We start from the raw sequence: 20846 nt of genomic DNA on the forward strand, positions 1-20846 counted from the left end.
ACTGCTGACCTGAGCAATTTTTTATGCCAGATCATTGTTTATTGCAAAGACCAGTCTGATTTATTAAGCTTTTATATTTCATCAGCAGAATAAAGTGATTTCTTAGTAGATATCATCTGATCAACATGATGTTTTTTAGGATTTTATAGGCAGGGTATTATTTATATATGTCTTACTCCTTTACAATAAATTGTTTTTAAAAGACTTTTCTATCCAAAAAATAAATCTAAAAATATTAGAAATAAACCTCCTTCCTTGTGAGTTTTAGCTTACAACACGTGTCTAAAATTTTAATGGTATGGATAGGTTTTTATAGCACCCTGTAAAGCTTCTATTTTTGTAAAATTTATACAATACGATGACCAAAACATATAAAAAAATTCATTCGTATCCTTTATAAAAATAAATATTAGCTGCATAAAGAACAAAAAAACTAACAACAAAAATAATTTAAGGAGCAAGGTATGTCTACCCAGTTCAATTTTGTCTCTGTCCAGAAAAAATCAAACATCCATTTTGATGGCTGTTCTATCAGCCATGTAATTGAGTTAACAGATGGAAGAAAAAAAACCTTAGGTGTGATTCTGCCCACAGAGCGTCCTCTGGTTTTTGAAACTGTGGTCGCTGAACGCATAGAAATTGTTTCAGGGAAGTGTTTGGTTCAAATTGGCAACAATACAGAGAGCCAAACCTATCATGCTGGTGAATCTTTTTATGTGCCTAAAAAAACCCAATTTAAAATTATCACGGATGATATTGTCGATTACGTTTGCCATCTGGAAGACCGTTAGGTTTGGTAACATCCTTATTACACATTAATTAGTCGACAATAAAAAAAGCCCGACATCCTGTCGGGCTTTTTCGTATGAGTTCGCTCGGTATAACTCCTGTCGTACCTGACGGTCCTTGTGCTTGTTTGTTATAATTCTTTTGCAGAACTTCCTGTTCTTGTTGAACTCAACATATAAAATTTCCAGTATTTCAAATAGACGCTATAACCTTAAATTCATGTGAGCAAATGCTTACAAAACGAAGTAAAAATCACCCGATACTTATTAACAAAAATTCCAGATCATCTTTCTCCAGGAACAAGTTGGAACAGTAAATAAAGAAAATTCTATGCTCAATCAACTTATAATCACATATATTTCTCGTCCCAAAACATCATTGAAACATTTAAAAAACCAATAAAAAACAGATTTCGAGAAAAATTATTATTTGATGATGCCATTAAAACTTCATTTTATTCTGCTATCTTTTGAGCAGAACAATGCATGACAATTACCCTATTTTATTAATTAAATTTTCAGCCGCTATGGTTGGGGTCAGGAGTATCGAATGAACAGGATCCATAAAATTTCCATCTTTGCAGCAAGTTCAGCTGTTGCTGTCCTGGCTTATGCGGTAAGCACACCATCGAATAAAGCTGCTACAACAGCAGTAAAACAAGATCAAGTACTGACCAACCAACAAGTTTCCACACCCAGCACAACGACAGCAAACTCTTCACCGACCGTATTAGCACCCACATTGACCAGCACGACAACAGCTTCACCCATCAAGAACCAGTATATTGTAGTGCTCCAGGCGGGTTCAGATCTCCCTGCACAAGCTGCTGCAGCAATAGCAAAACAGCATGGGGGGCAAGTTTTATTTACGTATAACCGGGCGATTCGTGGTTTTGCCGTACGTATTCCAGAACAGGCTACGTCAGCTTTCCTTACGGCTATGCAGAAAAATCCGCAAGTCAGTTATGTAGAAGAAGATACTCTGATGCAGACTAATACAATCACGCAAAGCAATCCTGTATGGGGTCTGGATCGTATTGACCAGCACAATTTGCCACTAAGCAAATCATTTAACTATAACAAAACCGGTTCTGGGGTGAATGCCTATATTGTCGATACCGGTATTTTAGCCTCACATCAGGAATTTAACGGTCGTGTACAAACCGGTTATTCTGCAATTGCCGATAACAATGGCACCAATGACTGTAACGGCCATGGTACACATGTGGCTGGCACTGTAGGTGGCAGTACTTATGGAATCGCAAAAAATGTGGGCTTGGTACCTGTACGGGTACTCGATTGTGCAGGCTCAGGTGCTATGAGCGGTGTGATTGCCGGACTGGACTGGATTATTCAAAATGGTCGAAAATCCGCAGTGGTGAATATGTCTCTCGGTGGCAGTGCCTATAGTACCCTCGATACTGCTATAGATAACCTGTTTAATAACGGCTATGTACCAGTGGTTGCTGCAGGCAATTCAAATACCGATGCATGTACCAGCTCTCCTGCTCGCGCGGGCAAAGCCATTACCGTTGCTGCCACAGATTCAACCGATACCCGTGCCAGCTACTCGAACTATGGCAGTTGTGTCGATCTTTTCGCTCCAGGCAGTCAGATTACCTCTGCTTGGATTGGTAGCAATAGCTCGGCAGCAACTGCCAGCGGAACCTCAATGGCTTCGCCACATGTTGCAGGCGTAGTCGCGACAATGCTAGAAAATAACAGTACTGCAACACCGCAAAGTATTACTGATCAACTGCTCAACCAAAGTACTATAAATCTGATTCAAAATCCGATGAGTAGCCCAAACCGATTGCTCTATAACTTGATAGACACACAGACCATCACCCCAGTACCAAGTATTATTGCGCATATCAGCAAACTCAATGCAACAACCCTACGTTATCGCAACGGTACATGGCGTGCCAATGTGACCATTTCTGTGGTCGATAGCAATAACCTTGCCGTGCCGAATGCAACAGTAACTGGCAGTTTCTCTGTAGGTGGCAGCAATCTTAACTGTACGACAAACAGCTTGGGGCAATGCCAAATCAATAGCGGCACCATCAAAAGTGCAACGCAGACTACCTTTAACGTCAACAATATTAGTGGAAGCAACCTGACCTATGCAGCCAGCAGTAATTTGGTCAGCTCCATTACTATTTACCGTTAAATAATCCTTGAAATAAAAAACGCAACTTTATAGGTTGCGTTTTTTATAGAATGATTGGCACTTCCCCATAGATCTCAATTACCACTAAATAGCATTTAGATTGTAATACTGTTGGTGGTTTTTTGAGGATTAATCACATGCTGCTACTCAATTTTTATTACCTAGTGGAGCAAATTAAGTCATCAAGCTATCTTATTTTGCTTAGGCTATTTTTAATCAACTAAATTTTCTGATACATAAGGGAATTAATTTTAATTTGTCCAATTGACCACTGGAAATTGATGATTTTCATGCTGGAAATCGCTACTTTGCCAAATATCCAGCATCGGTATTTTAACATCTAGAGCCAACGGCAACTTTTTAGGATTAAACTGCATGTGCTGTAAATCCTGTCCCCAGGCAATTAAATCCATATCCAATGAAATTTGATGTGAAGGCCGTACCCGACCAGAATCCGCTTCCATTCTTTTTAATAATGCAATGATATCATCCACCGACATTACAGCTTTTAACAAACACGCCGCATTCCAGTAATCCGCCCCCACCGCATCACGACACGGAATCACATAAATTTGAGAGAATTGAACCTCTCCCAAACCAGAGATTTGTTTCATAGCGTTTTGAAAATGCTGTTGGGGATGACAATTACTCGCCAGAGCTAAGGCGAATATCGTTTCGGTGGCGTTCAAGACGAATTCCTACAGAATTTGCTTGCGCGATAATGGCAGGCTTACGGATGGTAATCATAATCGATTCTACTGTGGGAAAGGTAGTAAAAAGCGCATTTAGCACAAGTTTTGCTGCATGTTCAATCAATTCAGGCTTGGCTTCCTGAATGACTTTGGCAGAAATCTCGCAAATTTCAGCGTAATTTAGCGTATGTTCCAGCTGATCCGAATTGGAAGCCTGTTCCAGACTGGTCTGGATGGTCATATCCAGCATTAAAGGCTGCATGATTTGACGTTCCCAATTGAAACATCCCACCACTGTTTCAACCTTTAAACCTTCAATGATAATTGCGTCCATTTGATCACTCGAGAATATGATATTTATAAATAATCTCCCTAAATCCCTCTTTAGAAAAGAGGGACTTTCATCACTTATATTTTTTAGCAATGAAGCACTCCTCCCTTTATCAAAGGGAGGCCGGGAGGGATTAAATTAATGTTTTAATAATACATTTGGGTCAAGAGTTTGCACCATTTGCAATCTCTGGTCTGCATAGATATCTGTATATGGTGCAAGAATGCGCATAAAACGATCGAAATACAGCATTTGCTTAAACAGCAAGGCAAAGTCGCGCGGGAAGCGAATGCCATGACGCTCGCCCACTCCCACCATATCCATCATGATGTCGTTTAAATCAGCAGGATTGGAAGTGAGTAACTCTTGAGGATCAGCCAAAAGGACACCACTGAACAGACGTTCTAAGTCAGCCGCCAAAACTTGAGTATCAATTTTCTTGTCCGTCATGCCCATTTTCAGCATGTTTTCAGCCATTAAGGTGTAATCGGTTTTTTGCAGCGCATCCATGAAGGCGATACAAGCTGTCCAGACTTCAGGTTTTAGCTGGCCCACAATACCAAAATCGATAAAGCCGACCCGGCCATCTTCAAGCAGCATCAGGTTTCCGGCATGCAGGTCTGCATGGAAGCTGTTACACATCATCAAGCTGCCAAACCAGGTATTCATGGCGGTAATGAGCACCTGAGATGGGTCTTTAGCCACTTTTTTTACTACATCAAAATCGGTCAATGGCACGCCATATAAGCGCTGCATGGTCAGTACACGGCGGGTTGAGTATTGATGATAAACTTTTGGTGCAGTAGCTTTCTGGTTTTGCGTTATATTCAGATAATTAACGAAATCATCCAGGTTTTGCGCTTCTTCAATAAAGTCGACTTCGCGTACCATCCGAGTTTTAATTTCCTCGACAATATCGGCAAGTGATGCAAATTTCACTTTCGGTACGGCTTTTTCCAAAATCTTGGTGGCCCAGTGCAAGACATTCAAGTCGGTATACAGAATGGTTTCCACACCCGGTTTTTGCACTTTAATAACAACATCTTCACCAGTCACGAGTTTGGCTGCGTGAACCTGTGCAATAGAAGCCGAGGCTAAAGGCTTTTCATCAATGGAAGCAAAAATTTCATCTAAATTTCGACCTGCAAACTCAGAGGCCAATACGCCTTGTACATAACTAAAAGGCAATGATGGGGTCTGATCTAAACAGCCCTGAAATTCTTCCACATATTCACGTGGAAACAAGGAAGGTGTGCTGGCAATAAACTGTCCAAGCTTGATATAGGTTGAACCTAAGGATTCAAAAGTTTCACGCATCAGCTTGGCGTTACTTGGTTTTTCTGTGGCGTATTTAAAGCCTGCTTTTGCTGCAATGACAGCCGTTTCCCCGACACGGGCAACTGAACGCAGGCCATCTAACCAGATATTGTTTTTCATAATGTCAGCTTAGAATTAAATTATAGCGAGTGTAGCAAAAAAATATGGTCTTGCAGGTCTATCTTGCCTGACAGATTGGACAATCTGTATCTTTTTCGAAAGCCAGTAGACGTTGTTTCATGCTTAATCCATCCCAGAGCATCAGTTTTTGCTTCAGTGGTGTTTTGCCCAAACCCAAGTAGAGTAAAGCATGATGCGCCTGCAAACTCGCCATAACATTCGGAGTCGTAGCTAATACGCCTGAATCTGCACAGCGCAGGTTTTCATTGGCATGCTGTTCTTTGGGAAATAGACATTCATAACAGGCCGATTCGTCTTCTACCATAAACAGCTGTCCCTGAAAACCAATCGCTGAAGCACTGATTAAAGGTACATTGAATTGCTTGCAACTTTGGTTGACGAGATAACGTGTAGTGAAATTATCACAGCCATCTAAAACCAGATCTTGAGTTGAAATTAATGCTTCTGCATTGCTCTCGTCCAGTTTTACTGTTTGAGATTCAACACGGATATGCGGATTAATCTGCTTTAAACGCTTGGCCAGTATTTCAGCTTTATAGAAACCGATATTGTCTTCCACATAGGCTATTTGCCGTTGCAGATTACTCATTTCAATAGTGTCAGCATCAATTAAGGTGATTTTTCCTACACCTGCCCGAGCAAGAAGTTCAGCTGTAGTACAGCCAATTCCACCACAACCGACAATCAGGACATTGGCAAGTTTCAGTTTTTCCTGGGCTTCAATGTCCCAACCATCCAGCAGAATTTGCCGGCTGTAAAGATGCATTTCTTCATCGCTTAACTCTAGGTCCATGTCGAGTGCTTGGGTCACTTGCTTATCCTGTCTATTACTTGCGTTTGCTTAAACCAGACAGCCATTATAGTTCAAAATGAATTTTGCATAGGACTAAAAAAAGCACCCTTTCGGGTGCAAGAGCATGAAACTTAAAAAAACGAAAAAGGTTTAACTGACTTTCTGAATTCCTTGCATGTTGGCAATTTCCTGCTGCTTGAGTAAATTGCGTTGAATTTTACCACTCGTGGTTTTAGGTAAACCTTCGACAAATTCGATTTCTTTAGGATAGGCATGTTTAGACAAACGTGAACGCACATATTCCTGAAGTTTATGGCTTAACGCATCCGAAGCCGCAAATTGCGGTTTAAGCACGACAAAAGCTTTCACCACCTCGGTACGTTCCGGGTCTGGCTTGCCAATAACTGCAGATTCCAAAACCTCAGCACATTCCAGTAAAGTGCTTTCCACATCGAAAGGACCCACACGATAGCCTGACGTTGTAATGACATCGTCAGCACGTCCGATGAAATCTACCCCACCCAGTTCATTTAATTTCACCGTATCACCAGTTAAATAATAATGCCCAACGAATGATTTACGGTTATTGCCGCCATAACCTTTAAACCAGGTTAAAGGTGATTGCGAAAAATCAATAGCCAAGGTACCAATACCGCCTTTTTCCACTTCTTCGTAGTTTTGATTCAAGACCACAAAACGATGACCCGGGTTAGCAAAACCTGCAGAACCGACTTTCTTTTCATGTTCTAAAGCATGATGATTGGCAATCACCATCCCCAGTTCAGTTTGGCCATATTGATCATAAATATTCACATTCAAATCATGATTAAACCAGTGAATCACTTCTGGGGTTAATGGCTCACCGGCACTACTGACGGCACGTAAATGTTCTTTAATCGATGGATCAAATTTTTCCTTGAATCCGAAAAACATCCGAAATGCCGTTGGTGAACCAGTCAAGTTACTGACTTTATGCTTTTTAATGATCTGCACGGCGTTATCTACACTAAAGGCACGTTCATCCATAATAATGCTATGCCCCAAGCTTAAAGGTCCGGTAATACCATAATACAAACCATAAGCCCAACCCGGATCGGCCAGATTCCAGAAAGAGTCTTCTTCACGCAAATCCACCGCGTGGATCATATAGCCTTTAAATGCCAGCAGTGCTTTTAAAGGAACCTGCACCGATTTTGCCAAACCCGTGGTTCCTGAGGTAAACATCATCAGGAAATCATCTGCAAAAGTCTGCATTACTGGTTCAAAAGATTCTGACTGTTGCGCCAGTTCTGCCCAGAAATCGGCATCTGCATGACTTGAAGCATCTTGTGGATGGACTGTTAAAATATGCGGTACAGTGACACCGTTCAGTTTTGAGCGTTGTTCTGCATTGGTGACAATCAATTGGGTTTTGGCAGTATTAATCCGATGCTCAATGGCTTTGGATTCAAAAGCTGTAAACAATGGCTGGTAAATTGCACCCATACGCCAGGTGGCTAAAATGCTAATCAGCAGTTCAGGCGTACGCGGCAATAAACCGGCAATGCAATCACCTGCTTTTAAGCCTATGGATGCAAAATAATTTGCCAATTTTCCAGAGGCTTCTGCCAGTTGTTCAAATGTCCACTCTGCGGACTCGCCGTTTTTGCCTTCCCAGATTAAGGCCGTTTTGTTTAAACCGAGATAACGCTCGCAACATTCAACATAGGCATTGACTGACTCAGCCGTACCGACCAGTTGCTGTGCAAGAAAATCATCAAAATTAAACTCTTGATATGCTTGTTGTAGTGTCTTCATGACGACAACCTCTCATCCGTTATTTTATAAACAAAGCTTCTGCTTTGCTGATCCATTTTGCTTATTGTTCTGACTCTAAAAATGCCAAAGCTGATTCAGCATTTTTAAGTTTTTTACTTCACAGTTGACTTAGATAACCATGATTCTCCAGCTCCTGCAATTTCCTTATCCATCAGAAAATGTGCAGGATTTGAACACCGACTAAAGTCTAGAATTTAGCCATTTGAAGCTTTAGCCGGTTTAGATTTTAGTCACCTCACGTGCAATGACCAGGCGCTGAATATCCGAAGCCCCTTCATAAATCTGGCTAACCCGTACGTCGCGGTAAATCCGCTCTACCGGGAAATCCGAGACATAGCCATAACCGCCATGAATCTGAATGGCATCGGAACACACCCGCTCCGCCATGGTGGATGCAAACAGCTTGGCCATAGAAGCTTCTTTCAAACACGGTAAGCCGGCATCTTTTAAAGTTGCTGCATGGAAAATCAGTTGTCGTGCCGCTTCAATCTGCGTGGCCATATCTGCCAGACGGAATGCAACGGCCTGATGCTGTACAATTTCTACCCCAAATGCTTTGCGCTGATTGGCATAGTCCACAGCAGCATCGAGTGCAGCACGCGCCATGCCGACCGATTGTGCGGCAATCCCGATTCGTCCTGATTCTAGGTTAGATAGGGCAATTTTGTAACCTTCACCTTCTTTACCCAATAAATTTTCGGCAGGAATCCGGCAATTTTCAAAAATGATGGTGGCGGTATCTGAACAATGCTGTCCCATTTTTTCTTCCAGACGCGAAACAATATAGCCTTCTGTGTCTGTAGGAACTAGGAAACAGGAGATGCCTTTTTTCCCTGCGGCTTTATCGGTCACAGCAAAGACAATCGCCACTTGGGCATGTTTGCCTGTGGTAATGAACTGTTTGGTGCCATTCAATACCCATGCATCTCCATCACGTTCTGCCTTACATTCCAGTGCACCGGCATCGGAACCAGCTTGCGGTTCGGTAAGACAAAAACATCCGAGCCATTCACCTGTAGCCAGTTTGGTAAGATATTTCTGTTTCTGTGCTTCTGTACCGTAACGCTGGGTAATGCCACACGGCAAAGAGTTTTGCACACTGACAATGGTTGAAATCGCGCCATCACCTGCAGCAATTTCTTCCAAGGCAAGCACCAGCGAAACATAGTCCAAACCCGCACCGCCCCATTGTTCGGATACGGTCATGCCCAAAGCACCCAGCTCACCGAGTTCTTTCAGTTCTTGTGCGGGAAATTGCGCAGTTTTATCACGTTCTGCGGCAGTAGGTTTTAACTTGTTTTGCGAATAATCCCGCAACATGTCCTGAACCATCTTTTGTTCGTCATTTAAAATCATTGAGCTTCCCTCTCATGTTTCACATTCAGTTTTTAAAATTCTTTATTTATAAAAATTTAAGAAATATTTGATACACGACAATCCCATTCGCAACCTGAAATACATCTAAAAGATAATGTTTCCGAGAGACAGAGGACTGTAATTTTGATTAAACAGGTTTTGCGAATGGGGATGGTTTTGCCTACTTTTCCCGAAAGAAAAGTAGGTCGAACCGAAGGTTAAACAGAGTTTTATTACATATTGAAAAGACTCCGTCATGCCGCTGCAATTATCAATAATTACTTAGGCTGCATACGAATCGCACCATCTAAACGAATCACTTCACCATTCAAATAGGTATTTTCAAAAATATGTCCGACTAGATGTGCAAACTCTTCCGGCTTGGCCAAACGCGATGGAAACGGCACCATTTGACCCAAAGCCTCCTGCACATTCTGCGGCATGGCTTTCAGCATTGGTGTTTCCATAATGCCTGGTGCAATCGTCATCACCCGAATCGCCTCACGCGCCAGTTCACGTGCCAGAGGTAAAGTCATGGACACCACAGCACCTTTAGAAGCAGCATAAGCCACTTGCCCGAGTTGCCCTTCAAATGCAGCCACTGAAGCTGTATTGACAATCACCCCACGCTCTTCTTCACCTGGCTGCAACTGATATTTCGCCATCAAACTTGCCGCAAAACGGATCATGTTAAAAGTACCACTGACATTGATATTCAATACTTTCTGGAACAGACCCAGATCATGAATGCCATCACGACCCAACACTTTGGCAGACGGTGCAATCCCGGCACAGTTCACCAAACCATTTAACTGACCATACTGCTGTTCAATATTTTCAAAGAAAACTTTGACTGAATGCTCATCGGTCACATCCAGTTTGACAAAAACTGCATGCTCACCCAAGCGCTGCTGCATTTCCTGACCCAGCTCCTGGTTCATATCCACCATAATCACCTGAGCGCCCTGACCCACCAGATAAGTGGCTGTGGCTGCACCCAAACCCGATGCACCGCCTGTCACGACAAATACTTTTCCTTGAATTTTCATTTTTTGTTCCTGTTAATTATTTGAATAAACACTCGACTTAAGATGCAGAGTAAAGGCAGTTCAGCTAGAGTACAATTTCCAAACCTTGCATCTTTTATGATGGATTTGGACAATCCAGGTCACGGTAGTAAAAATACGGAATACGGACATCTGTACATGAATGAACAAGACTTAAATTACAGTAAAGGCACAATCTCGATCAGTCTGGTGCATGAAGCGCTTTTATCGGCGCAGCATCAGGGATTGAACACGCAAAATATCTTGCTCAAATCCGGTATTCCTGTTGAGTTGCTGCATTCCAGTAAGGCTCGCGTTTCAGTTTCACAATATGCCCAGCTCTGGACCGAACTGGCAGATGTCATGAATGACGAGTTTTTTGGGATGGACAGCCACCCAATGCGGCGCGGCAGTTTTAAACTGTTATCACAATCGGTCATGCATGCCGAAACCCTGGAAAAAGCCCTACAGCAAATTTTGCAGTTTTTAAATCTGGTACTGGATGATTTTATCAGTCAATTATCTGTGCAGGAAAACTATGCCTATATTGTGATTTATGAACAGAAACACACCAAAAGAATGTTCAGCTATGCCACCTATTTAATGCTGATTCATGCTTTGATGTGCTGGTTAAGCGGACAACGGGTCTTACTGAACCAGATTCAGCTCAAATGTGATGCACCACTGGATGATCAGGACTATAAAGTCCGTTTTTGTGAAAATATTCAATACAATAGCCATGAAAACTATATCCAGTTCGATGCCAATTATTTAAATATTCAGATCAAACAGGACAAACAGTCATGGCATCAGTTTATTAGACAGACACCGCATAACCTGCTGGTGCGCTTTAAAAATCCACATGCCATTAGTTCTCAAATCCGTAAACATTTAATGAATGTTCCACCTGCGGAATGGTTAGAACTGAATGAAATTGCCCAGCGCTTAAATATTTCGGATGCCACCATGCAAAGACGTTTAAAAAGCGAAGGGGTAAGCTATCAACAACTTAAAAATGATATCCGGCGTGATACCGCCATTGAATTTCTGACCAAAACAGAGAAAACTTTGCAACAAATTAGTGATGAACTCAGCTTTCACGATCCGAGTGCATTCCATCGTGCTTTCAAAAAATGGACCGGCGTCAGTCCCGGGGCTTATCGGCAAAATAAGGAGTAATAAATTCAATATAAGCCATAAGAATATAGCTGCTTTTCTAAAAATTTAATAATTCTTTGCTTTTCATTGACTTAAAAAATGATGCATTTTTCGTCGGAATTTATTTGCAAAAAGCGACAAAATAGATTACTTTTCAACCAATTTAAAGGCATATCTTTATGCCACCCCTGCTGTAATCTCCCTGTTAAATCACCTTATATTAAAGGTTCTGACATGCTTAAAATGATTGATGTACTAGAGCAAAGCTTGGTGCAAAATTTTACTCATTCTCTCAATTCTCACACCAGTCAATTTGATGAGTTATTCAATCAAGGTATTTTAAATACTGCTGATTCTGCACTTCAAAATGTGGTGGTCAATTTCTTCAATCGTGCAGATGCCATTGAATCCGCTCAGGCACTGGATATCAGTGCTGATCGTATTCAAGCTTTACAAACTGGCGTAGCTTTAAAAGATGAGCAATATCTTGCAGATACAGCAAAAATTGTGGCGCTTTGTTTAGCCCTTGAAACCGATGCACTTGCACACTTAGACATATCTGATGGTTTACAAGATTTTCTAATATAAATCTAAAACCCATTAAAAAAAGCGACTCCAGTGAGTCGCTTTTTTTAAATCAATTTAATTTGTTTGATTTTATATCACGCCCCAATAATAGATCTGACCACGTATTCTTTCTACTTACCTCTCTTATGCTACACCAGACAGATCTGAATTACTCATCACATCCTGTTGGCAGGTTGCATTACCATTTAAAAACATAGTTTTGACTATTTACTTTAAATTTTTGTTTTCAGCAATCGCCAAACGCAACCATTAATGTAATTACATAGTAATTACATTAAAATTACAAAATCTCATTTTTCTTAATTGTTTCATATTTTACTTTTATTCATACTGATGTAACTTTTTGATATAAAGTGCAAAATATTTAAACATACAAAATAAATTCATTAAAATTCATAAACTTATTTCACAAAATTCAATATATCCAGAATTAAGATAATTTTATAAAAATTACTCTTTTGTCTTATCCCTTGAGTTACTGGCAGTATTTGCCGCATCTCATTCAAATCATTCTATCGGGACTTATATGCAAAATTCTGGTTTCAAAACGAAAATACTCACAGCGATCACATTCGGCTTGGTCAGTCAATATAGCATGGCAGCCCTACCTGATACGCTAAAGCTGGATTATGCCTATTATGCTCCGACCAGTTTGGTGGTGAAGGAACAAAAACTTTTGGAAAAAGCTTTACCTAAAACCCAGATTAAATGGGTGTTTAGTCAAGGGAGTAACCGTTCACTCGAATATTTAAATAGTGGCAGTGTAGATTTTTCCTCAACCGCCGGTTTGGCAGCCGTACTCAGCCGTGCCAATGGCAGTCCGATTAAAACCGTCTACATCCAGAGTCAGCCTGAATGGACGGCCTTATTGGTTGCAAAAAATTCTCCCATTAAAAACCTAAAAGATTTAAAAGGAAAAAAAATTGCCGCCACCAAAGGTACAGACCCTTTCCTGTTTACCTTACAGGCACTGGAAACAGCAGGCTTAAATAAAAAGGATGTTCAGCTTGTACATTTGCAACATCCAGATGGTAAAACGGCGCTTGAACGTGGCCAAGTCGATGCCTGGGCAGGTTTAGATCCACTAATGGCTTCTGCACAAGTCCAGTCAGGTGCAAAACTGCTGTATCGAAATGTCGGTTTTAATAGTTACAGCGTATTAAGTACCAGGGAGCAATTTGCGAGCCAAAGCCCGGAAGCCATCGAAGCGGTGATTAAAGCTTATGAACAGGCACGTAAATGGGCCAAAGCCAATCCAGCCAAACTGGCCGAATTGCTGGCACGGGAATCGAAATTGCCTATTGCTGTGGCCAAACTGCAACTCAGCCGTACCAATTTTGAGCAAAACATCCCAACTGTAAAACATCTCAATGCATTGAAAAAATCAGGAACCATTTTGACCGAAGAGGATTTAGTTCGTAAAGGCACTAATGTCAATCAGGTGATTGATCAACTGTTTGATGCAAAATATGCAAACAAGGTTGTAAATAGATAATGAGTTCGTCTGTAACAACGAATAAGGCACCGATTCAACCTAAAGTGGATAGCATCCCAGCGCCTGGCTTGCTTAAATTATTAAGCAAGCTGAAGGGGCTGGTCATCCCTGTTCTTGCGTTGATCCTGTGTGAAATTTTGGTTAGAAACGGTTTTATAGCACCCTACCTGCTCCCCGCACCCAGCAGTTTATGGCAATCGTTATTAGAACTGTCTACAGGTGATTTGTGGCTACATATCTGGACCAGTACCTGGCGGGTATTTCTAGGTTTCTTTATTGGCAGTGGACTTGCGCTGGTTTTCGCCATCTTGGTCGGTTTAAACAAGCAAGCTGAAGAATTTTTAGAACCTTCTTTTTCAGCGATTAAGTCGATTCCAAGTCTGGCCTGGATTCCCCTGTTACTGCTGTGGTTAGGCATCGATGAAGCATCCAAAATTACCCTGATTGCCATCGGCGCATTTTTCCCGACCTATACCAATACCGTTGCAGCGATTCAGGGCGTAGACCGCAAGCTGATTGAAGTCGCGCAAGTCTACCGTCTGAAATACCTGCAACAGATCAAGGAGATTGTACTTCCGGCAGCATCCCCGGGTATTTTAACCGGTTTACGCAACAGCCTGAGCTTGTCCTGGATGTTTATGATTGCTGCTGAACTGATCGCGGCCACTCAAGGGATTGGTTATTTGCTCAGTGATGGACGGGAAACCTCTCGACCTGACATTGTCATTATTGCAATTATTTTATTGGCTATTTTAGGCAAAATGACGGATAGCTTAATGAAAATTGCTGAAAAATGGCTGTTACGCTGGCGGGATGTAGTCAAAAAATAAAGCGCATGATGCGCTTTATTTTTTATCTTTTTTAAGATTAATGTAGCCATTGCCCCAAAGTGACACGGTCATTACCACCATAGTCTTTTACCGTACGCACTTGCTTAAAACCGGCTTGAGTAAAGATATGCCGTACCGCCTCACCCTGATCATAACCATGTTCCAGCACCACCCAACCATTGACGGTTAAATGCTTTTTGCCCTGCTGGATAATCTGCTCCAAATCTGCCAGACCATGTTTGTCTGCTACCAAAGCCCGCTCCGGTTCAGTCGCCAAATCCTGCATATGGATATCATCTGCATCGATATACGGCGGATTGGAAACAATGACATCAAAGAATTCACGGCCCAGAGGTTTAAACCAGGAACCACAAACAAAACGCACATGCCCAAGATCATGCTTTTCAGCATTAAACTGAGCAACTTCTAGAGTCGGTGCATAGATATCGGTTGCCGTAATAGACCAATCCGGACGTTCACTAGCAAGAGATAAGGCAATGGCTCCAGTTCCGGTGCCTAAATCGACAATTCGGGTATCTTCAGGCAAATCGAGTTTCAGTACCGTTTCGACCAGTACTTCTGTATCTGGACGTGGCACCAAGGTGTCTTTGGTGACTTTTAAATCCAGTGTCCAGAATGGCTGTGACCCCGTGACATAAGCCAGAGGTTCACCTGCTGCAATACGTGCCAAGCCATTACGATATGCCTGTTCTTGCTCTGCTGTTAATTCCAGAGTTTTTTTCAATGGCAAATCAAAAGCATCAATTTTGGTAATGTGCTCAAGTAACCACGCATTTTCCTGGCGTTCATAGCTTTCTGCATCACCACGTAAGGCCAAAGCCTGTGCAATATTCATTAGCCACCATTCTGCTGTGCAAGAAGTGCCAGCTGGTCTGCCTGATATTCGCGATGCAAACTGTCAAGCAATTCGGTCAAGTCACCTTCCATCACGGCATCCAGCTTATATAAAGTCAGGTTGATACGGTGATCAGTCATACGACCTTGCGGATAGTTATAAGTACGGATACGTTCCGAACGGTCCCCGGAACCCACCAGGTCACGGCGCATTTCCGAAGTTGCCGCATCTGCCGCCGCACGTTTGGCATTTTCCAGACGTGAAACCAGAAGTGCCATGGCTTTGGCTTTGTTCTTATGCTGTGAACGTTCATCCTGACATTCAACCACCGTACCGGTTGGAATGTGAGTAATACGGACTGCCGAATCGGTTTTGTTAATATGCTGACCACCTGCACCCGATGCACGATAAGTATCAATACGCAAATCTGCCGGGTTAATCTCTACCGAAGTATCCACATCCACTTCAGGCAAAATTGCTACTGTGCATGCTGAAGTATGCACACGACCTTGAGATTCAGTTGCAGGAACACGTTGTACGCGGTGTGCACCACTTTCAAATTTTAAGCGACCGTAAACACCTTCACCATTAATCAGGCAGATGACTTCTTTATAACCGCCGTGTTCACCTTCATTTTCAGACAGGATTTCCAGACGCCAGCCCTGAGTTTCAGCATATTTGCTATACATACGGAATAAATCGCCCGAGAAGATGGCAGCTTCATCACCACCGGTTCCGGCACGAATTTCCAGATAAGCCGAGTTGGCATCATTTGGATCTTTCGGAATCATCAGAATATTTAAGTCTGCTTCCAGTTGTTCCAGCAGCGCCTTATTGTCTTTTATTTCTTCCTGAGCCATTTCCTTAAAGTCAGGATCGCTCAACATGGCTTCAGCAGTTTGTATATCTTCTTCTGCCTGACGGAATTTAGTCCAGACCTCGGTGATTTCGGATAGGTCACTATGTTCACGTGACAATTGACGGAAGCGTTTGTTATCTGAAATCACTTCAACGTCGGCAAGTAATGCGTTTAATTCTTCATGACGGTCAGAAAGTTGATCTAATCGTAAACGTAACGATTCTTTCATTTTGCTAAATATCTCAATACAAAGGCTATCCCCATGCCTTATAGGACATAGATCAGCGCAAAAAAATTGTGCCTAGTGTAACGATTCTAAGGGTTAAATGACATAGATATTGTGGGGACAAAACCACATGTAGAAAGGGATTTTTTTAAGATAAGAACTGTATTGATACCAGTTTTACGCAGATTTGCCTGATAAACGTGCGTTTTATGAGTATTTTTCAACTTTGTTAAAGAAACTTTACAAAGCAGACACTAAACGCCACAACTCTAGTTGATCCTCTCCACATTGTTGGAAAAAATTTTTGTTACATTTGCCGACATCGAAAGAACTTACTTACAACGTTCACTTTTGGACATGGAGTTAACTATGAAACTTAATGCACTATTACTCAGCGCAACAATGGCAACCGCATCAATGTTTACCGTTTCTGCTCATGCCGACAACTCTACTCGTATTGCGGCAACCTCTGCATTAGGTAGCGTAGCAGGTACCGCAATTGGTAAACAAATGGGCGGCAATACCGGTGCAATGATTGGCTCTGCTATTGGTGGTGCGGGTGGTGCGGCAGTTTCTGCAGACCGACGTAATCGTACCGGTGCTGCCATCGGTGGCGGCCTAGGTGGTGTAGGCGGTTATGCAGTCGGTAAAAACATGGGTGGAACTACAGGTGGCTATATCGGTTCTGCACTAGGTGCTGCAGGTGGTTCGGTTCTGGGTAAAAAAGTATCGGAAGACCGTCGTGCTGACCAACGTAAATACAAAAAACATTCTAAAAAATATTATCGCAGCCATCGTTAATACACGAACTGCACATAGTAAAAAAGCACCTTCGGGTGCTTTTTTACTTTTATTTGCCTTATCCGCTGTTAATTATGGATAAATTTGGCAGAAAAAAACACACACCTTTAACACGCCATTCATCTTCAATGCCAGGCCTTGTTCTATTCTTATTTCAAGAGATAACAAACGCTTTCCACTGGAGTCTACCATGAAATTTAATTCAGTTTTATTTGCTACAGTCATTGCCACTTCTGCTATTGCGACTACAAGCACTTATGCAGGCAATACGACCAATGTCGCTTTAACTTCTGCACTTGGTAGTGTTGTAGGTACAGCGGTAGGTAAACAAATGGGCGGTAACACTGGTGCAATGATTGGTTCTGTCATTGGTGGTGCGGGCGGTGCTGCGGTTTCAGCAAATAAACGTGACCGTACTGGCGCTGCAATCGGGGCTGGTTTAGGTGGTGTAGGCGGTTATACCCTCGGTAAAAACATGAGTGGTTCTACGGGTGGCTATATCGGCTCTGCCTTAGGTGCTGCAGGTGGCTCGGTACTGGGTAAAAAAGTTTCAGAAGACCGCCGTTATGATGACCGTTATGACCGCCGTTATAATAGCTATGACAACCGTCGTTACAGTCGCCGTTAATTTGCCATTAATGATCGGACTCTTTAAAGCACCTTCGGGTGCTTTTTATTATTCATCATGGTAATTCATATTAATTATGAACAAATCTGGAAGATAAAAAATACAAATAATCAACAACTCATCCATTTTCATTTCTAAATCTTTGCTTACATTTAACTCAAGAAATAACAAAAGCCTCAAAAAGGAGTTTTGCCATGAAATTTAATTCCCTCATTCTTGCTGCTGTAGTGACTTCATCTGCTTTAACCATGACTACAGCCTATGCAGGCAATACAACAAATACGGCCTTAACTTCTGCCCTGGGCGGTGTCGTAGGTGCCGCAGTGGGTAAACAAATGGGTGGCACCACTGGCGCAATGATCGGTTCTGCAATCGGCGGTGGTGCAGGTGCAGGTGTGGCTGCCAACAAACGTGACCGTACGGGTGCCGTAATTGGAGGGGCTTTGGGCGGTGCTGGCGGTTATACCGTAGGTAAAAATATGGGTGGTACCAACGGCGGCTATATTGGTGCCGGATTAGGTTCTGCCGGTGGTGCAGTACTGGGTAAAAAAGTAAGCGAAGACCGTCGCTACGATGACCGTTATGATCGTGATGAGCGTCGTTATAATGATCGCTATGATCGCCGTTATGACAGCTACCGTTACAGTGACCGCCACGACAATGGCCGTCACTTAGGATGGTACAAAAACGGTAAACGTTAATTCATCGCGATATCAATTGACATTAAAGCACCTTCGGGTGCTTTTTTCATACTTGTACTTCACCTAAACATATTTACGCAACATTTATATCGAAAAAAAACGATATACAAATCCGGTCAGGCAACGTATGCTTTTCTTTGCCTTGATATCAGAGAAAACAAATGCGTTCTTTAAAAGATACCCAATTTTCAATTCTCGAACTTGCTCCTGTTCGTGAAAATAAAAGCATTCTATCTTCATTACATCATGCACTTACTTTGGCTCAACATGCCGAAAAATTAGGTTATAAACGCTTATGGCTCGCTGAGCATCACAATATGTCCGGCATCGCCAGTTCAGCAACTGCTGTTCTCTTAAGTTATTTATTGGCAAATACTCGAACTTTAAAAGTCGGCTCAGGCGGCATCATGCTACCGAACCATGCCCCTTTAATAGTTGCAGAGCAATTTGGTACTTTGGCAACACTCTATCCAAACCGTATTGAACTTGGTCTTGGTCGTGCACCGGGTACGGATCAAAATACAATGCGTGCACTGCGTCGTGGCCGTCAGGAAACTGAAGATCAATTCCCACAAGATGTACTGGAAATTCTGCAATACTTTAAAGATCCACTACCACAGCAACGTATTGTGGCAACTCCAGGTCAAAGTACCCATGTTCCCGTCTGGTTACTCGGTTCAAGTTTATTCAGTGCACAACTGGCCGCAAAGTTGGGTCTACCCTATTCATTTGCCTCCCATTTTGCACCGCGAATGCTCGATCAGGCGATCAAGCTATATAGAGAGAACTTTGAGCCCTCTGAATACCTGGATCAGCCTTATGTTTCAATGGGTGTTCCAACGGTAATCGCTCAGACAGATGAAGAAGCGCAATATTTAGCAACATCACCCTATCAGCGTATTATTTCAATGTTCCGTAACCAACGTGGCAAGTTGAAACCGCCAATCAAAAATATTGATGAAATCTGGTCACCTGCAGAAAAAATGTCGGTTGATAGTTTCTATGCCATGGCACAAATTGGCTCACCTGAAACGGTTAAAGCTGGTTTAAAAAATCTGTTAGAAAAATATAATGTCGATGAATTTATCTTTACCTGTGATATCTATGACACAAATAAACGTCTTGAAAACTTTGAATTATTGATGAATATCAAAAACGCTTAATTCTTTTAAAATCGTAAATAGCACCTGCTTGAGGTGCTATTTTTTATCACAACTGCTCATTCAGTTGATCATCTGATCTATTTTTAGCAATAAGACTGGACAACATTTACGAACTTGTGTTCGAGGCATCGCTCTATAAAGAATAATCCATTTTAAGGATACAAGTCGGACAAAAAATACATTAATTAAATCATAAATATCAAATATTTAAATAAATTATTTCAACAAATAAGCACACTAGATGATTAACAAAAATGCTCATATCACTTTAAGTACTTAAGCAAATTACATTGTCCGGCTTTTTCATACACTTGCCATTAAACCATGATTTTAGAGGTGTACATAATGGCTTCAACAGACCTAAAAAAATGGTTTCATATTCCTGCCGATGCCATGATGGCGATGACTGACAAGATTCCAGAAAAATCTTTACCCAAAGTTCCATCTTGGATATACCTATGAAGTACAGAACAAACTGCAACAAAAGTAAAAATAAAAAAGGATATAAAAATGGTCAACAAGAAAAAGAATCCATTGGATGGATTCTTTCAAAATGCACCCGATTTTTTCCAGAAATTCCAGGGGAAAATCGTCTCTTCTGAAGATATTAACAATTTTGATTTCACTAATTTAAATGTGGCTATTATTGGAGGCAACCAGATGACAGTTATGCATCTGGAACAGATCTGCAATACCGCAAAATTTGTAGAAGTATTTCAAATTACACCACTTTTTATCTTACCTCAAACTGAAAAAGGCATTCACAAACTGCTTTCGCACCCTTTGATTATCAAGAATCGCCGTTTATTTAATACCCGCATAAAATCATTACTGGCTATTCGCTATCTGGATTCCCAAGTTCAAGATACCTGGTTAAAACGCCAGCTAATGCCCAATTCGGCATCTGGAAACAAGGTTTTTCTCAAATCGGATCGTTATTACACTGCGCTGCAACAGGATAACTGCAAGCTGATTACCTGGCCTGTGGTAAAAATTACTGAAAATGCAGTACAAAGCATGGAAGGTGTTGAACATTTAGTAGATGTCATTATCACTACCTATTGACGTTTCAACATAAAAAGAGAC

20 protein-coding genes are annotated in these 20846 nt (G+C 41.8%); 11 read left to right on the forward strand and 9 right to left on the reverse strand.

Going from position 1 to position 20846, the window contains the following annotated elements; translation table 11 throughout:
- Positions 1–464 precede the first annotated feature (464 nt).
- Entirely contained in the window at positions 465–791 is a 327-nt protein-coding gene (locus tag FTT83_RS00325) for a pyrimidine/purine nucleoside phosphorylase (protein ID WP_086197291.1), read from the forward strand.
- Positions 792–1338: 547 nt separating this feature from the next.
- Positions 1339–2961 (forward strand): S8 family peptidase, encoded by a 1623-nt coding sequence (locus FTT83_RS00330; protein WP_180176107.1) that lies wholly within the window; start codon positions 1339–1341, stop codon positions 2959–2961.
- A gap of 251 nt (positions 2962–3212) precedes the next feature.
- Here FTT83_RS00330 and FTT83_RS00335 read toward each other — a convergent pair whose 3' ends face one another.
- The 7 genes from FTT83_RS00335 to FTT83_RS00365 all read right to left on the reverse strand — a co-directional run bounded on the left by FTT83_RS00335 (position 3213) and on the right by FTT83_RS00365 (position 10458).
- Positions 3213–3650 carry a 2-amino-4-hydroxy-6-hydroxymethyldihydropteridine diphosphokinase gene (locus tag FTT83_RS00335; protein ID WP_180044266.1) on the reverse strand — a complete coding sequence of 146 codons (438 nt, stop codon included), beginning with the start codon at positions 3648–3650 and terminating at the stop codon, positions 3213–3215.
- Positions 3607–3987 (reverse strand): dihydroneopterin aldolase, encoded by a 381-nt coding sequence (folB, locus tag FTT83_RS00340; RefSeq protein ID WP_180044268.1) that lies wholly within the window; start codon positions 3985–3987, stop codon positions 3607–3609. Before folB ends, FTT83_RS00335 begins: the two co-directional genes overlap by 44 nt.
- 135 nt (positions 3988–4122) lie before the next feature.
- The gene (locus tag FTT83_RS00345) at positions 4123–5421 is read right to left on the reverse strand and encodes an AarF/ABC1/UbiB kinase family protein (protein WP_180176108.1); all 1299 of its coding nucleotides are present in this window, start codon (positions 5419–5421) and stop codon (positions 4123–4125) included.
- A 58-nt stretch (positions 5422–5479) separates the two neighbouring features.
- Positions 5480–6235 carry a HesA/MoeB/ThiF family protein gene (locus FTT83_RS00350; RefSeq protein WP_218948958.1) on the reverse strand — a complete coding sequence of 252 codons (756 nt, stop codon included), beginning with the start codon at positions 6233–6235 and terminating at the stop codon, positions 5480–5482.
- 150 nt (positions 6236–6385) lie between these two features.
- Positions 6386–8032: an AMP-binding protein gene (locus FTT83_RS00355; RefSeq protein ID WP_180176109.1), complete on the reverse strand. Its 1647-nt coding sequence runs from the start codon at positions 8030–8032 to the stop codon at positions 6386–6388.
- A gap of 240 nt (positions 8033–8272) precedes the next feature.
- Positions 8273–9409 carry an acyl-CoA dehydrogenase family protein gene (locus tag FTT83_RS00360; RefSeq protein WP_180044276.1) on the reverse strand — a complete coding sequence of 379 codons (1137 nt, stop codon included), beginning with the start codon at positions 9407–9409 and terminating at the stop codon, positions 8273–8275.
- Between the two features lie 278 nt (positions 9410–9687).
- Entirely contained in the window at positions 9688–10458 is a 771-nt protein-coding gene (locus FTT83_RS00365; protein WP_180044278.1) for a 3-hydroxyacyl-CoA dehydrogenase, read from the reverse strand.
- Between the two features lie 156 nt (positions 10459–10614).
- Here FTT83_RS00365 and FTT83_RS00370 point away from each other — a divergent pair, with 156 nt between their 5' ends.
- The 4 genes from FTT83_RS00370 to FTT83_RS00385 all read left to right on the forward strand — a co-directional run bounded on the left by FTT83_RS00370 (position 10615) and on the right by FTT83_RS00385 (position 14526).
- Complete coding sequence (locus FTT83_RS00370; protein ID WP_086197284.1) at positions 10615–11634, forward strand: AraC family transcriptional regulator; 1020 nt, start codon at positions 10615–10617, stop codon at positions 11632–11634.
- A 213-nt stretch (positions 11635–11847) separates the two neighbouring features.
- On the forward strand, positions 11848–12201 hold the full coding sequence (locus FTT83_RS00375) for a hypothetical protein (protein ID WP_180044280.1): 354 nt from the start codon (positions 11848–11850) through the stop codon (positions 12199–12201).
- Positions 12202–12727: 526 nt separating this feature from the next.
- Positions 12728–13696, forward strand: coding sequence for an aliphatic sulfonate ABC transporter substrate-binding protein (locus tag FTT83_RS00380; protein WP_180044282.1), 969 nt, complete (start codon positions 12728–12730; stop codon positions 13694–13696).
- On the forward strand, positions 13696–14526 hold the full coding sequence (locus tag FTT83_RS00385; protein ID WP_180044284.1) for an ABC transporter permease: 831 nt from the start codon (positions 13696–13698) through the stop codon (positions 14524–14526). Before FTT83_RS00380 ends, FTT83_RS00385 begins: the two co-directional genes overlap by 1 nt.
- Before the next feature lie 37 nt (positions 14527–14563).
- Here FTT83_RS00385 and prmC read toward each other — a convergent pair whose 3' ends face one another.
- On the reverse strand, positions 14564–15382 hold the full coding sequence (gene prmC / locus FTT83_RS00390) for a peptide chain release factor N(5)-glutamine methyltransferase (RefSeq protein WP_180176110.1): 819 nt from the start codon (positions 15380–15382) through the stop codon (positions 14564–14566).
- Positions 15382–16470, reverse strand: a complete 1089-nt coding sequence (prfA, locus tag FTT83_RS00395) for a peptide chain release factor 1 (protein WP_180044288.1) — start codon at positions 16468–16470, stop codon at positions 15382–15384. Before prfA ends, prmC begins: the two co-directional genes overlap by 1 nt.
- Positions 16471–16836: 366 nt before the next feature.
- Between prfA and FTT83_RS00400 the strand changes: the two genes are divergently transcribed.
- The 5 genes from FTT83_RS00400 to FTT83_RS00425 all read left to right on the forward strand — a co-directional run bounded on the left by FTT83_RS00400 (position 16837) and on the right by FTT83_RS00425 (position 20825).
- The gene (locus FTT83_RS00400) at positions 16837–17268 is read left to right on the forward strand and encodes a hypothetical protein (protein ID WP_131274948.1); all 432 of its coding nucleotides are present in this window, start codon (positions 16837–16839) and stop codon (positions 17266–17268) included.
- A 190-nt stretch (positions 17269–17458) separates the two neighbouring features.
- Positions 17459–17896: a glycine zipper domain-containing protein gene (locus FTT83_RS00405; RefSeq protein ID WP_180176111.1), complete on the forward strand. Its 438-nt coding sequence runs from the start codon at positions 17459–17461 to the stop codon at positions 17894–17896.
- A gap of 194 nt (positions 17897–18090) precedes the next feature.
- The gene (locus FTT83_RS00410) at positions 18091–18597 is read left to right on the forward strand and encodes a hypothetical protein (protein ID WP_180176112.1); all 507 of its coding nucleotides are present in this window, start codon (positions 18091–18093) and stop codon (positions 18595–18597) included.
- Positions 18598–18758: 161 nt separating this feature from the next.
- Entirely contained in the window at positions 18759–19760 is a 1002-nt protein-coding gene (locus FTT83_RS00415) for an LLM class flavin-dependent oxidoreductase (protein ID WP_180176113.1), read from the forward strand.
- 510 nt (positions 19761–20270) lie between these two features.
- Positions 20271–20825 (forward strand): flavoprotein, encoded by a 555-nt coding sequence (locus tag FTT83_RS00425; RefSeq protein ID WP_180176114.1) that lies wholly within the window; start codon positions 20271–20273, stop codon positions 20823–20825.
- The last annotated feature ends 21 nt before the right edge of the window (positions 20826–20846 follow it).

Source organism: Acinetobacter sp. YH01018 (assembly GCF_013420295.1).
Taxonomy (GTDB): domain Bacteria; phylum Pseudomonadota; class Gammaproteobacteria; order Pseudomonadales; family Moraxellaceae; genus Acinetobacter.

What these genes read in the sequence shown, in the direction of transcription:
- FTT83_RS00325 (WP_086197291.1), top strand. Translation starts at nt 465, where the DNA reads ATGTCTACCCAGTTCAATTTTGTCTCTGTCCAGAAAAAATCAAACATC.
- FTT83_RS00330 (WP_180176107.1), top strand. Translation starts at nt 1,339, where the DNA reads ATGAACAGGATCCATAAAATTTCCATCTTTGCAGCAAGTTCAGCTGTT.
- folB (WP_180044268.1), bottom strand. Translation starts at nt 3,987, where the DNA reads ATGGACGCAATTATCATTGAAGGTTTAAAGGTTGAAACAGTGGTGGGA.
- FTT83_RS00345 (WP_180176108.1), bottom strand. Translation starts at nt 5,421, where the DNA reads ATGAAAAACAATATCTGGTTAGATGGCCTGCGTTCAGTTGCCCGTGTC.
- FTT83_RS00350 (WP_218948958.1), bottom strand. Translation starts at nt 6,235, where the DNA reads ATGGACCTAGAGTTAAGCGATGAAGAAATGCATCTTTACAGCCGGCAA.
- FTT83_RS00355 (WP_180176109.1), bottom strand. Translation starts at nt 8,032, where the DNA reads ATGAAGACACTACAACAAGCATATCAAGAGTTTAATTTTGATGATTTT.
- FTT83_RS00360 (WP_180044276.1), bottom strand. Translation starts at nt 9,409, where the DNA reads ATGATTTTAAATGACGAACAAAAGATGGTTCAGGACATGTTGCGGGAT.
- FTT83_RS00365 (WP_180044278.1), bottom strand. Translation starts at nt 10,458, where the DNA reads ATGAAAATTCAAGGAAAAGTATTTGTCGTGACAGGCGGTGCATCGGGT.
- FTT83_RS00370 (WP_086197284.1), top strand. Translation starts at nt 10,615, where the DNA reads ATGAATGAACAAGACTTAAATTACAGTAAAGGCACAATCTCGATCAGT.
- FTT83_RS00375 (WP_180044280.1), top strand. Translation starts at nt 11,848, where the DNA reads ATGCTTAAAATGATTGATGTACTAGAGCAAAGCTTGGTGCAAAATTTT.
- FTT83_RS00380 (WP_180044282.1), top strand. Translation starts at nt 12,728, where the DNA reads ATGCAAAATTCTGGTTTCAAAACGAAAATACTCACAGCGATCACATTC.
- FTT83_RS00385 (WP_180044284.1), top strand. Translation starts at nt 13,696, where the DNA reads ATGAGTTCGTCTGTAACAACGAATAAGGCACCGATTCAACCTAAAGTG.
- prmC (WP_180176110.1), bottom strand. Translation starts at nt 15,382, where the DNA reads ATGAATATTGCACAGGCTTTGGCCTTACGTGGTGATGCAGAAAGCTAT.
- prfA (WP_180044288.1), bottom strand. Translation starts at nt 16,470, where the DNA reads ATGAAAGAATCGTTACGTTTACGATTAGATCAACTTTCTGACCGTCAT.
- FTT83_RS00400 (WP_131274948.1), top strand. Translation starts at nt 16,837, where the DNA reads ATGAAACTTAATGCACTATTACTCAGCGCAACAATGGCAACCGCATCA.
- FTT83_RS00405 (WP_180176111.1), top strand. Translation starts at nt 17,459, where the DNA reads ATGAAATTTAATTCAGTTTTATTTGCTACAGTCATTGCCACTTCTGCT.
- FTT83_RS00410 (WP_180176112.1), top strand. Translation starts at nt 18,091, where the DNA reads ATGAAATTTAATTCCCTCATTCTTGCTGCTGTAGTGACTTCATCTGCT.
- FTT83_RS00415 (WP_180176113.1), top strand. Translation starts at nt 18,759, where the DNA reads ATGCGTTCTTTAAAAGATACCCAATTTTCAATTCTCGAACTTGCTCCT.
- FTT83_RS00425 (WP_180176114.1), top strand. Translation starts at nt 20,271, where the DNA reads ATGGTCAACAAGAAAAAGAATCCATTGGATGGATTCTTTCAAAATGCA.